11 protein-coding genes are annotated in these 13,247 nt (G+C 42.5%); 4 read left to right on the top strand and 7 right to left on the bottom strand.

Annotated features, from left to right (window positions below; genetic code table 11):
• The first annotated feature begins 8 nt into the window (after positions 1 to 8).
• The 4 genes from FTV28_RS01420 to FTV28_RS01405 are packed head-to-tail and all read left to right on the top strand — an operon-like array spanning position 9 to position 4,859.
• A complete protein-coding gene (locus FTV28_RS01420; protein WP_004971852.1) occupies positions 9 to 1,490 on the top strand; it encodes a TolC family protein in 1,482 nt (493 codons plus the stop codon).
• 11 nt (positions 1,491 to 1,501) lie between these two features.
• Positions 1,502 to 2,632, top strand: a complete 1,131-nt coding sequence (locus tag FTV28_RS01415) for an HlyD family secretion protein (protein ID WP_131261183.1) — start codon at positions 1,502 to 1,504, stop codon at positions 2,630 to 2,632.
• Entirely contained in the window at positions 2,632 to 3,762 is a 1,131-nt protein-coding gene (locus tag FTV28_RS01410) for an ABC transporter permease (protein ID WP_179989279.1), read from the top strand. The genes FTV28_RS01415 and FTV28_RS01410 overlap by 1 nt, the downstream gene beginning before the upstream one ends.
• Positions 3,759 to 4,859: an ABC transporter permease gene (locus tag FTV28_RS01405; RefSeq protein WP_096901141.1), complete on the top strand. Its 1,101-nt coding sequence runs from the start codon at positions 3,759 to 3,761 to the stop codon at positions 4,857 to 4,859. The genes FTV28_RS01410 and FTV28_RS01405 overlap by 4 nt, the downstream gene beginning before the upstream one ends.
• Positions 4,860 to 4,886: 27 nt before the next feature.
• Here FTV28_RS01405 and FTV28_RS01400 read toward each other — a convergent pair whose 3' ends face one another.
• The 7 genes from FTV28_RS01400 to FTV28_RS01370 all read right to left on the bottom strand — a co-directional run bounded on the left by FTV28_RS01400 (position 4,887) and on the right by FTV28_RS01370 (position 13,214).
• Entirely contained in the window at positions 4,887 to 5,312 is a 426-nt protein-coding gene (locus tag FTV28_RS01400; RefSeq protein WP_096901142.1) for a DUF3887 domain-containing protein, read from the bottom strand.
• A gap of 68 nt (positions 5,313 to 5,380) precedes the next feature.
• Positions 5,381 to 8,356, bottom strand: coding sequence for a DNA gyrase subunit A (gene gyrA, locus FTV28_RS01395; RefSeq protein WP_167845878.1), 2,976 nt, complete (start codon positions 8,354 to 8,356; stop codon positions 5,381 to 5,383).
• Between the two features lie 403 nt (positions 8,357 to 8,759).
• The gene (locus FTV28_RS01390; protein WP_004971866.1) at positions 8,760 to 9,692 is read right to left on the bottom strand and encodes an electron transfer flavoprotein subunit alpha/FixB family protein; all 933 of its coding nucleotides are present in this window, start codon (positions 9,690 to 9,692) and stop codon (positions 8,760 to 8,762) included.
• Positions 9,693 to 9,710: 18 nt separating this feature from the next.
• The gene (locus FTV28_RS01385; protein ID WP_096901145.1) at positions 9,711 to 10,460 is read right to left on the bottom strand and encodes an electron transfer flavoprotein subunit beta/FixA family protein; all 750 of its coding nucleotides are present in this window, start codon (positions 10,458 to 10,460) and stop codon (positions 9,711 to 9,713) included.
• A gap of 547 nt (positions 10,461 to 11,007) precedes the next feature.
• Positions 11,008 to 11,379 carry a hypothetical protein gene (locus FTV28_RS01380; protein WP_004971871.1) on the bottom strand — a complete coding sequence of 124 codons (372 nt, stop codon included), beginning with the start codon at positions 11,377 to 11,379 and terminating at the stop codon, positions 11,008 to 11,010.
• A 282-nt stretch (positions 11,380 to 11,661) separates the two neighbouring features.
• A complete protein-coding gene (xerA, locus tag FTV28_RS01375) occupies positions 11,662 to 12,576 on the bottom strand; it encodes a site-specific tyrosine recombinase/integron integrase (RefSeq protein ID WP_004971874.1) in 915 nt (304 codons plus the stop codon).
• On the bottom strand, positions 12,576 to 13,214 hold the full coding sequence (locus FTV28_RS01370; protein ID WP_096900946.1) for an alpha/beta fold hydrolase: 639 nt from the start codon (positions 13,212 to 13,214) through the stop codon (positions 12,576 to 12,578). Before FTV28_RS01370 ends, xerA begins: the two co-directional genes overlap by 1 nt.
• Positions 13,215 to 13,247 lie beyond the last annotated feature (33 nt).

Raw genomic sequence — 13,247 nt, 5'->3', positions numbered from 1 at the left:
GCGACTTTATGAACTTAAAGAAAAATAAAAGACAGCTTGTCTGGGGTTTAAATCTGCTTGCATCTATGATGTATGGCAGCTTTGCTCATGCACAGAGCATCAGCTTTCAGGATGCTGAACGTCAGTTGTTGCAAAATTCTTATAGCAGCCAAGCCTATCAAAGTCTGGAACAGGCTTCAAAACTTGAAGCTGAAGCAGTAAAAGGCGTAGGTCTGCCACGTGTCGACCTGAATGTTCGTGCCTATGCCTTTCACAGTGAAGTCGATATTCCATTAAAGCAATTTAAAAATAATCTGGAGAATTCACTCTCTCAAGGCGTGAATGGCCGGCTTAATGAGTGGGAGGCCAGTAATGGCGTGGATCTACCTGCAGGTATTACCGATCCACTGCGTGATGGACTTAACAATACTATTCATAGCGGAGTTGGTCTGATTCCGGATACGTCTAATGTCATCCTTGAAGATCAGGTGATTCGCCCCACTGTTTCCGTGATTATGCCAATATATACTGGAGGCCTCACCCGTAGTGCCAAAGAAATTGCCAATATTCAGGTCGGTCGTAGTCAGCTCAGCAACAAACAGCAGCAAGATACGCAGCGTTTTGAACTGATTCAAAGTTATTTTAATGTGCAGCTCCAAAAGCAATTGCATGCAGCTGCGCTGTTTAATCTGAATGCCATGCAGCAGCATTATCGCAATGCCTTAAAAATGGAACAGCAAGGTTTTATCAGTAAAGGCCAGCGTATGCAATTTGAAGTGGCACGTAATAATGCCGAGCGCAGCCAGCAAAATACGCAGGCCAATTTGAATGCTGCGCTGTTCCAGCTGAATAATCTGCTTCAGGAAAGTAGCATCACTGAGCTTTCGACGCCTTTATTTGTCAATAAAACCGAGCCACAGGCCTTAAATCATCTGCTAAAAACTTTTAGTCAGAACTCTGCGCTGATTCAAAAAATGCAGCTGGATACCCAATTGGCCCAAGCCAATGTGAAAGCCCAGCAAGCAGCGAAAAAACCAAATGTATTTGCTTTTGGCGAATATAGTCTGGATCAAAATGAAAACTGGATTGTCGGGGTTGCCGCACGCTATAACCTGTTTTCCGGGATCGATAAAAACAAGAATATTCAGGCTGCCGAACTCAAACGCTCTGCAACAGAACTGCTTACTGCACGCACCCAGCAGGAAATTGAAAATCTGATTTATAAATCTTATAGCGAAGCACTTAGTGCACAGCAAAGTGATGTACTTCTGGCACAAAACTTGAAAGCCGCACAGGAAAATTTACGCATCCAAGAATTGTCTTTTAAAGAAGATACGGGCACCGCCACACAGGTCATCGATGCACAAAATATGCTGAGCGGACTACGAGCTGAAACTGCCTTGAATGCTTACAAATATGTGATGTCACTGGCCACACTATTACAAAGCCATGGCTCGATTGCAGAATTTCCAACCTACATTCAACATGCCAACACCCACTATATTCGCTAATGGAGCCGAACATGAACGAAGATCAAAAACCCAATGATCCTGTGAATGAAGTGGCTTCATCCAGCGATACAGAAAAATCGCCTGCGCAACAGGTAGAAACAAAAACTGAAATAGAAAACAACGCGACGACTTCGACCGAGCAACAACAAGCTCCTGAAATCGCTAAAAAGAAAAAATATTTATTGCTCGCCCTGATTCCAGTTCTGCTGGCAGTCATCGCTTTTGGATTGTGGAAAAGCTACCAACCGGCTCCGCTTGAATTGCAGGGTCGTGTAGAAGCTGAAACAGTTCAGGTGGCGACCAAAGTGCCAAGCCGTATTGAAGAAATCTATGTAGAAGAAGGTCAGCGGGTCAAAAAAGGCGATGTACTGGTGCGCTTAAACAGCCCGGAAATTCAGGCCAAAAAACAGCAAGCCGCAGCGGCTTTACAATCTGCGCTGGCCTTACAATCGACTGCTGAACGTGGCTCGCAGGAAGAAAATATCGCCAGTCTGTATGCCAACTGGCAATCGCTGAAAGCACAGCAAAATTTAGCCAAAGTTTCTTATGAGCGTGGTGCAAATTTATTGAAGGAAGGTGTGATTTCACGCCAGCGCCGTGATGAATTGTATGCAGCCAGTCAATCAGCGGCGCAAATGACAGAAGCAGCGTATCAGCAATACGCACGTGCCAAACGTGGCAGCACCTCGCAGCAAAAGAGTTCTGCCGATGCACAAGTAGATATTGCCCAGGCTGCGCTGGATGAAGCCAATGCTTTAGAAGCAGAAACCCAATTAGTAGCACCTGTAAACGGAACGGTGTCTAAAACCTATGGCAAAGTCTCGGAGCTGGTAGCCACCGCAGTCCCTGTGGTCAGCCTGATTGAAGATCAAATGTGGGTGAGCCTGAATATTCGTGAAGACCAATATGCCCCATTTCAGAAAATGAGCAGTATTAAAGGTTATATTCCCGCCCTAGATAAAACCGCCACTTTTCAAATTAGACAGATCAGTGCTGAAGGTGAATTTGCCACCATTAAGACCACACGTCAAACCGGCGGTTATGATGTGCGCAGTTTTAAGCTGCATCTTGTACCCACACCAGCGATTTCTGAACTGAAAGTCGGGATGAGCGTGTTATTTAAACTGAAAGAGACCCGATAATGTGGACGGGTATATGGCGCGAACTGCGCTATCTGCTCAGCGAAAAATGGGATCTGTGTCTGGTCACGCTGGCACCTGCACTGGTGATTATTTTATTCAGCAGCATGTTTGCTCAAGGGAAATCGGATCATTTACCGATTGCGATTATTGATCAAGACCAGAGTGCGCTGAGTCAAAGCATTTATCAACATGTGGCGCTGAATCATACTCTTAAAATTGCTACGGTGTCGGAACAAACAGCTGAAATTGAGCGCCTGTTAAATCAAAATAAAATTTGGGGTTATATCCATATTCCAAGCGGTGCCGAGCAACGTCTGGTTCGTGCCCAGGATGCTGACATCAGTATTGCTTTTAACCAGAGTTATTTCAGTATTGGAAATACCATTTCCTCGGCCATGCTGGTCAGTACCCTACAAGCACTCGCTGAATTTAGCGGACAGCAATATCTGGGCAACCGACTCCCCTCTCTCGAAGCACCGTCACCGCATATTAAAATATCTCCGCTGTATAATCCGCAGCTGAATTATGAATTCTATCTGGAACCCTATGTCATTCCGGCAATTCTGCATTTACTGCTGTGTTGTTGTGTGGCATTTTCCGTCGGTCAGGAACTGAAGCGGCAGACCTTAACAAGCTGGATTAGCAACTCATCCATCTGGATGGCATTGCTGTCTAAGAACCTGATCTATGTGGCTATTTTTAGTCTATGGACCTGGATCTGGATGTTCTGGCTGATTGAAATTCGCGGCTGGTTTGTTGCCGGCTCGCTCGCTCTGATTCTATCGGCACAATTTCTGCTATATAGCGCTTATGCATTTTTAAGCAGTGCAGTGGTTCTGGCAACCAAAGATTTAAGTAAATCTTTTGGCATCATTGCGGTCTATGGTGGTTCATCTTTAAGTTTTGCCGGTGTGACTTTACCTTTAAATAATGCGCCCCTATTCACCCAGCTCTGGTCCAATATTATTCCGTTTACGCCCTATGCCAAATTACAAACTGAACAATGGGTGATTGGTAGTCCATTGCATATTTCACTGCAAGCTGGATTAATGCTGCTGATCTATGCCCTAGTCTACGCTCTGCTGGCTTATCTGTTTCTTAAAAAAATAGCTAAAGGAGCAGTCCAATGAAATCCCTCTGGTTTTACTATCTGCAAAGCTTCAAGGATATTGTCAGTCACGGCACGATCTTTACCACGCTGATTCTATCTGTCTTGTTTTACAGCTTTTTTTATCCAACCGCTTATCAGGCACAGCAGGCTGAAGCCTTACCGATTATTATTGTCGATGAAGAACAAAGTAACTTAAGCACCCGTATTATTGGTCAAGTGGCACAAAGCCCCAATGTGGAGATTGAGGCGATTACCGGCAATTTTTCCGAGGCCAAACAATGGGTGGAATCACAAAAAGCCGATGGTATTTTACTTCTGCCGGACAATTTATCGCAAAGCTTAAGGCATGGTGAAACAGGTGGCATTGGCCTGTATTTAAGTACAGCCAACTTTTTAGTAACCAAACAAATTGGTCTGGGCTTAGCCACATCAGTTGAGCAAACTTTGGCAGATTATACTGAACGCTTTGGCAAGGTCTCGGATTTTTCACCTGCCCTTTCTGTGCATCAAATTCCTTTATTTAATCCGCTGTCCGGCTATGGCAGCTATGTCTTTCCTGCGGTTGCACCTTTAATTATCCACCAAACCATTCTTTTGGGTTTGAGTATGCTGATTTTGGTATATCGGGAAAGAAAAATAGAATTAAACACAAATGCATTGATTGGGATGTGTTTAGCGGTCTTCACCATTGGTTGTCTGGGATGTTTCTATTTATTCGGCTTTAGCTTCTGGCTATTTGATTATCCGCGCGGTGGCAACCTGCTCGGGATGCTGCTGGCTGTTGCGGTTTTTATCTACACGATAATTGGCATGACCTGCTTATTTGCTAGTTTTCTGGATCTGCCGGAACGTGCGGGGCATGTCATTGTATTCACTTCTATTCCACTGTTCTTTTTATCTGGTGCGGCCTGGCCGCATGCTGCCATGCCCACCTGGATGCAAGTCGTTGGCGAAATCCTGCCCTCTACCCAAATTGTGCAGATGTTTATTCAACTCAATCAGATGGGTGTGCCTACAACACTGATCTTGCCTAAATTGCTCTATCTTGGAATGATCGGTAGCTTGTGCTTTTTTTTGGCTTATCGACGTTTAATTTCTGGTCATCAAAGCAGATAGAGCATTATAGCAATGCTCCTATTCCACTTATTTACCCGATTCGCCAAAGACTTGAATATTGAAATTACGAATCTTGTTGCTACCATTCGGCTTGTCAAAACTAACATCATACTGAACCAGATTTTCCGGATAGGCAATTTCATAGCTGACCTTATATTGCCCAAGCTGATTGGTTGCTTCTTCAATCTCTTTGGTCATTAAAGTCTTAGACTTGTATTCACCTTGAGGAATTGAACGTGAAAAGCGTTTCATCAGCTTTTCATTGTCCTTAAACTGGGTTTGCAACTGCGGCTCTAACTGATCCAAAAACTCGTCATACTTCCCATCACGCAAATCCTCATAGGCTAGCTGTGCCGCCTTTTCCTGTTCAGGACTCGGATCTGGAATATTGTCCATTGAATTACAGCCACTCAATGCAACCGCTGCTGCCAACAACATTAATTTGGTTTTCATCGCTTACCCTTATGCAGTCAACGTTTATAAAAAAGGACGCCGAAGCGCCCTTTTTATCAGTAAAAAACTTATTCTTCTACTGAATTTTCACCGTCTTTTTCCACTTGCTCAGTTTCAGCAACTGCATCCGTTTCAGCCACTAAAGATTCTGCACCTTCAATCGCTTCAACAAACTCGTCTTCTTCAACAGCTTCAATCGCTTCTACACCCACCAGTGTTTCGTTTTCACCCAAGCGGATTAAACGTACACCTTGTGCATTACGACCTGTTTGCGCCACTTCAGAAGCGCGAGTACGCACTAATGTACCGCCATCAGAAATCAGCATCAGTTCTTTGCTTTCATCAATAGCAACTGCACCGACCAATTCACCATTACGTTCAGAGGTCTTAATGGCAATCACACCTTTACCACCACGTTTTTTGGTTGGGAAGTCGTCTACAGGTGTACGCTTACCATAACCATTCGCCGAAGCACACAAAACTTCGCCTGTTTCTGGTACTACGACTAGCGATACGATACGGCTGATGAGTGCTGAATCTGAACTGTCTTCATCATCGCCATCGACTTCTACATCTTCGACATCTTCAACTTGTGCTGAACCGAAGCTGACACGCATACCACGTACGCCTTTGGCCGCACGACCCATTGAACGTACATCGGTTTCAGCAAAACGAATCGCTTTACCTTCATTGGAGAACAACATAATTTGCTGTTCGCCATCGGTAATTGCAACACCAATTAAAGTGTCTTCTTCATTCAATTCAATGGCACGTAAACCATTCGAACGTACGTTACTGAATTGTTCCAATTCAACACGTTTCACTGTACCTGATGCCGTTGCCATAAAGACATAAAAGTTTTTACGCAAGGCTTCTGCTTGTGATGCAAATTCTGCAATGATCTCATCGTCTAAATCGGTTGCAGAAAGCTCTACACCCAATTGTTTCAATTGCACACGCAATGCATCAGATAAATCATCACCATCTGCTAATTCAGCAAAGGCAGCTTCTAATTCTGCATAATGTGCAGCAATGATTGCGTTGGTTTGTATATGTGTAGCATTGGCTTTTACATAGCTACGGAAGTCTGCCAAACGCTCGGTAAATTTCTTCGGTGCATCAATGACAGGTAAAATCGCGGTGATGGTTTCATTGGCATCTAATGGCAATAAGTTCACCATTGGACGACCTTTCGCACCACGCGATGCCTGTGGCACTTCAAACACTTTCAGACGGTACACTTTACCCACATCGGTAAAGCACAGCACCGTTGCATGGTTAGATGTCACGATTAAATGCTGCACATAATCATCTTCTTTCATCGACGTTGCAGATTTACCACGACCACCACGACGCTGCGCTGCGTAATCTGACAATGGTTGAGTTTTTGCATAACCTGTTTGTGATACTGTCAGTACCACTTGTTCTTCTGGGATTAAATCTTCACGCGAGAAATCAATGCGAGATTCTACAATTTCAGTACGACGTGCATCGCCATATTGCTGTAAAACTTGCGCCAACTCTTCACGAATCACGCCCATCAACAAATTAAAGTCATTCAAAATTGCAGTTAATTCAGCAATTTGTGCCAAAATTTCAGAATATTCTGCATGTAACTTGTCTTGTTCTAGACCTGTTAAACGATGCAAACGTAATTCTAAAATTGCGGTCACTTGCGCAGGTGATAAACGATAGACCTGACCATCTAAACCAAACGGGCGGTTAGGGTCTTCGCCTTCAATTTCATCTGGACGTACAGAAACTGAACCTGCTTTTTCCAATAACGCAACTACACCACCTGCTGCCCACTCGCCTGCCTGTAAACGCTCACGCGCTTCGGCTGGGTTGGCAGAAGATTTAATCGTTTCGATGATGGCATCAATATTGGCCAACGCAACGGTTAAGCCTTCTAAGATGTGTCCACGTTCACGCGCTTTACGCAACTCGAACATGGTACGGCGGGTCACTACTTCTTGGCGGTGACGAATAAATGCCGCAATAATATCTTTCAGGTTCATCAATTTTGGCTGACCATTGTCTAGGCAGACCATGTTGATGCTGAATGAGTTTTCTAACTGCGTATTTAAGAACAGGTTATTCACAATCACTTCAGCGTTTTCACCACGCTTCAGATCAATTGCAATACGCATCCCTTCTTTATCAGACTCATCACGTAATTCTGAAATACCTTCGAGTTTCTTCTCTTTCACCAGTTCAGCAATACGCTCAATGGTTTTGGCTTTGTTGACCTGATAAGGGATTTCAGTAAAGACGATGGTGGTACGACCAGATTTTTGATCTTCTTCAAAATGGTACTTACCACGAATATGCAAACGGCCTTTACCTGTACGGTAAGCATCAACAATGCCTGATTTACCGTAAATAATACCGCCTGTAGGGAAGTCTGGACCTGTGATATGTTCCATCAACCCTTCAATTGAAATATTTGGGTTGTCTGCATAAGCCAAACATGCATGCACCACTTCAGTCATGTTGTGCGGTGCCATATTGGTCGCCATACCTACAGCAATACCTGCAGCACCATTGACCAATAGGTTTGGAATACGAGTAGGCATCACTTGAGGAATACGCTCAGAGCCGTCGTAGTTATCTTCCCAATCGACAGTGTCCTTTTCTAAATCGGCCAACAGTTCATGAGTAAGTTTGCGCATACGGACTTCGGTATAACGCATGGCTGCGGCACTATCGCCATCAATCGAACCGAAGTTACCCTGACCATCGACCAATTGATAACGCAAACTGAAATCTTGCGCCATACGAACAATTGTTTCGTAAACTGCATAATCACCGTGAGGGTGATATTTACCGATGACGTCACCGACTACACGGGCAGACTTTTTGTAAGCTTTGTTGTAGTCATTGCCCAATTCGTGCATTGCGAATAGCACACGACGATGCACAGGTTTTAGACCATCTCGTACATCTGGCAGCGCACGTGACACAATCACGCTCATCGCATAGTCTAAATACGAGTGCTTGAGTTCATCCTCAATGGCAATCGGTCTAATTTCCGATACGCTCATGCATACTCCTTATTCTGCAAACAAATTTTGCTTGCATTTTATATGTCGTAAAACTTGCAAATGATTAGCCTGAAATGCAGGCTAAAAATAAAAACTAGCGAAAAATTATAGCATATACGCCTGTGTTTTTGTGCTTTAGAGATGATCTTAATCTTGTTAATTTACTTAAATTTAACGGTGATTTTTTAGGCAAAAAATATTCACACCCAAGAAACAAAAGTGCTTCATATTTTTAAGAGTCACGTCAAAATATCTTCAACATATACTTGCTCGATATGTACCCACATATACGCTAAGTTCACATAATGTACTTAAAACCAATCACTGCATCTTAATTAAAAAAAGACAATAAAAAACGCCCCTATGCTATTCACATAGAGGCGTTTTTGACTGTGTTCAGTAATTAGATTTTAGATACTAACTCTGGAACAACAGTATTCAAGTCGCCCACTAACCAGTAGTCAGCTACTGCGTTGATTGGCGCTTCTTCGTCTTTGTTGATCGCAACGATCACTTTAGAGTCTTTCATACCTGCCAAGTGCTGAATCGCACCAGAGATACCTACAGCGATATACAAATCAGGTGCAACGATTTTACCTGTTTGACCAACTTGCATGTCATTTGGTACGAAGCCCGCATCAACTGCTGCACGAGATGCACCTTGTGCTGCACCAAGTTTGTCTGCCAATGGATCAAGTACTTTGTGATAGTTCTCACCAGAACCTACACCACGACCACCAGAAACTACAATACGTGCTGCAGTTAATTCTGGACGCTCTGATTTCACAATTTCTTCAGAGACGAACTTAGAAATACCAGCATCACCTGTCACAGTAGCAGCTTCAACCGCAGCCGAACCACCTTCTGCAGCCACTGGGTCAAATGCTGTACCACGTACAGTACCCACCACAATCGCCTCTGAAGATTCTACAGTTGCAATCGCGTTACCTGCATAAATTGGACGCTTGAATGTCTTTGCAGAATCTACAGCGACGATGTCTGTGATCATACTAACATCAAGAAGCGCAGCTGCACGCGGTAAAATGTTTTTACCTGTTGTTGTAGAAGCAGCAAGGATATGGCTATAACCTTTGCCTAATTCTGCAACAAGTTTTGCTACGTTTTCAGCCAATTGGTTTGCATAAGCCGCATCGTCAGCAAGTAATACTTTACTTACGCCTGCAACTTTAGCTGCTTGGTCTGCAACTGCTTGTGCACCAGAACCCGCAACCAATACAGTGATATCACCACCGATTTTTTGAGCTGCAGCAACAACGTTTAATGTTGCACCATTTAGTGCTTTATTGTCGTGCTCAGCGATAACTAAAATACTCATGATTTTTATCCTTCTGTATTAGATCACTTTCGCTTCGTTTTTCAATTTTTCTACAAGCTCATCTACAGATTTCACTTGTACGCCCGCTTTACGCTCAGCAGGTGCTTCAACTTTTACAGTTTTCAGCTTAGTACCTGTTGCAACGCCATAATCTGCAGGAGATTTGGTGTCTAGCGGTTTTTTACGTGCTTTCATGATGTTTGGAAGTGCCGCATAACGTGGCTCATTCAAACGTAAGTCAGTGGTGATGATTGCAGGAAGTGCAAGCTCAACAGTTTGTAAACCACCGTCAATTTCACGTGTTACCTGAACTTTGTCGCCATCTACTTTTACTTCTGAAGCAAAAGTACCCTGACCTGCACCAAGTAAAGCGCCTAGCATTTGACCAACTTGGTTAGAGTCGTCATCAATAGCTTGCTTACCCAATAAAATAAGTTGTGGTTGTTCTTGTTCAACAACACCTTTTAAGATTTTAGCCACTTCAAGTGCACCAATCTCATCGGCTGTTTCAACCAAAATACCACGGTCTGCACCAAGCGCCATTGCAGAACGAATTTGTTCCTGCGCTTCTTTAGGACCAATGGATACCACTACGATTTCTGAAACAGTTCCTTTTTCTTTTAAACGAACCGCTTCTTCCACTGCGATTTCACAGAATGGGTTAATTGACATCTTAACGTTAGTTAGGTCAACTCCACTATTATCCGGCTTAACGCGAACTTTAACGTTGGCATCTACCACACGTTTTACAGCAACAAGAGCCTTCATGTAATCCTCGGCTGTTTTAGCAAAAGTAAATATTGAGAAAAGTTAATAATAACTCTTCGCTTTAAATTTTTTAGGTGTCCTATCTTGCTATGTGATCGGCATTTCGGTCAAGTCAGAATTGTCTAAACAAGGCTAAAAATGCCGAAAATTAACTGAACGATGCGTTCATACTTTTTTATTTCTAAAAATTAACAAACCAAGCGACGATTATATAAGCAATTTTAAGCTTTGATTTATATTATGTTTTTTATTTATTTCCCTCATCAACAAGATTGATTGAAATGCAATTCAAATTGAGTTCCCCCTACAATTTAAGCAAAGTTCCTTACATAAAACCCCATAATCTGACTGTCATTAAAGATAGAAAACTTTATTTTTTGCAGTATTTTTTCAGATATAAATGCTCTTTTAAAATGTGACTGCTGGTTCACAAAACTGTATTCAGCAGTTTATTGGGTATGAAATAAACAATCTGTTTTATTTTGATGGATATTTATGCGCTTTCACCACGCCACCTCCCTGATAAAGGGCATAAAAAAAACTCAGCTTAAACTTGCTGAGTTTCTAAAAAGTCACGGTGGATATGACTTAAATCTATCAACTCATAGGCCTGTAAATTAAAAATTTCCCAAACTGCAATAAAATCTTCTTTTACATCTATTTTACTACCAGCGGATGAGCGTGCTTGCCACTGCTGATCTGAAATCCATAAATAGCTTTGTTGCGTTTGCGGATGAATCGCCTGCATTTTACCTTCGGCATTAATACCCTGCACTAAACAATCGGCAGGTAGTTCTTGCTCGATCATCGGCAAGCTTATTTCGACAAAATGTTTCACTTGACGCAAGCCATAACCTGCAAAAATTTCTTTTTGGCTTGGGCTTAATTGTTCATATTTTTCTTGAAGATTCGAAATCATGGTTTTGCCTATCATTTGATATCCAAAGTGTTATGCAGTGGAACAAAAAATAATGTCATCCATGTCTATTATTCGTGTGACCCACTCTTTCTGCTTCTTTATACTGCATAACGCACTTTTTTATTATTCTACAATAGTTGCAATGACATCTTGGTGAAAGCGCTTTTACTTAAAGTATTAAGTACAGCACAAAGGCTTTACAACTGACTGTGAGAAAAATATTTGCAGTATGAAATAGCTATATTTTAACTTGCAAAAATAATGCCGACTTTAGGTAAAGCTTTACTTTTTACTCGCACGTGGATGTGCCTGATCATAAACTCGCGCTAACTGATCAAAATCGACATGGGTATAAATTTGCGTGGTGCTTAAATTGCTATGCCCAAGCATTTCTTGGACTGCACGTATATCCCCACTATTCGACAGCATGTGACTTGCAAAACAATGTCGCAATAAGTGCGGATGCAAATCGACATTAACGCCCGCACGCTGCGCCTGAAACTTCACCCGATTTTCAATTTGGCGTGCTTTTAAAGGTTCACCTTTTTGAGTAATAAACAATGCTGCATCGGGTACAAAATCGCCCTGCCATAAAGGGTAAATCTGCAGCCATTGCATCACCGCATCTTTGGCTTTGCGACCAAAAGGCACTATACGGGTTTTATTGCCTTTACCCGTAATGCGCAGCAATTGACGGTTAAAATCTAAATCGCGGATACGTAAACTTTGTACCTCTGCTAGGCGCAAACCACTCGAATAGAGCAATTCTAAAATCGCTTTATCGCGTCGCCACATTTGTTGTTGTACTTCAGTTTCAGGTTCAGGCTGATCCAAAATTTGATGAATCGTTTCAATATCAATCAAACCCGGCAAAGGTCGTGGCTGACGTTTTAGCTGAAAATTATCAATTGGATTAAATTGTAAATACTGCCCTTGCTCGGCCCATTTCATAAACTGACGAATCGCTGACAACATGCGCTGTAAACTGCTGCTATTTAACTGTTGCTGTTCTACTTTTTGCGCTAAATAATGGCGCAAATCTGCAGCCTCTACATCATATAAGGCAAGTTGTTGTTGCTCACAAAAGCTAAAAAAATCGTTTAAATCGCGTGCGTAGGCTTTTAACGTATGCGGTGACTGCTGTTGTATTTCTCGTTCTTTGAGCCACATCTTTAATAGTTGCTGCGGATCGTACATTAGTCACGCTCCGATTGCTGAACTGCGGCAAACTGAGATAAATAAGCAGCAATGTGTTCAGCCGCCTGATCTGCATGTGTTTCTAAAAACAAATGATCACCATCATGCACAATTTTTAATACGGCTTGTGGAAATTGTTGTTGTAAAAACTCACCTACCGCCAGTGGACTTATCGGGTCTTGATCACCCCATAACAACAAAATAGGCATGTTGATTTTAGCAAAGTCTACCGTGTAATCGGCCTTTGCCTCTACAAACCAGTCAGGATAATTTAAATCACTTGCTTGATAGTCTTGTCGCCAATCTTGCACCTGAAAACTGCTTAAATCCATGCCACCAGATGTTGCAACCAATACTAATCCTTTGACTTTTTCTGGATATTGCAACGCGGCAGCAACTGCAAAAATACCACCCATCGACTGTGCAATGATAATGCAATCATCTGGGATATTCGCCAACACATAAGCCTGCAAACTTGCAAAATCATGTACCTGTGAATGTGCAGGTTGATGATTAAATTCAGGATAAGCCACAATTTTTACAGCATTCTGCCACGGCAATTTTTCAATTTTTTCGATTAGCGGATGAAAAAATGCGGTATTGCCTGAAGCGCCAGGTAAAAAAATCAGTTGCGGCATAATGAGTAGAAGTTTTTAGAGTGACATTCAGTA

The sequence above is a fragment of the Acinetobacter sp. YH12252 genome, assembly GCF_013417365.1.
Lineage (GTDB): Bacteria > Pseudomonadota > Gammaproteobacteria > Pseudomonadales > Moraxellaceae > Acinetobacter > Acinetobacter towneri.
Note: the sequence above shows the minus strand (reverse complement) of the source record. Positions and strands in the feature narration are given on the sequence as shown.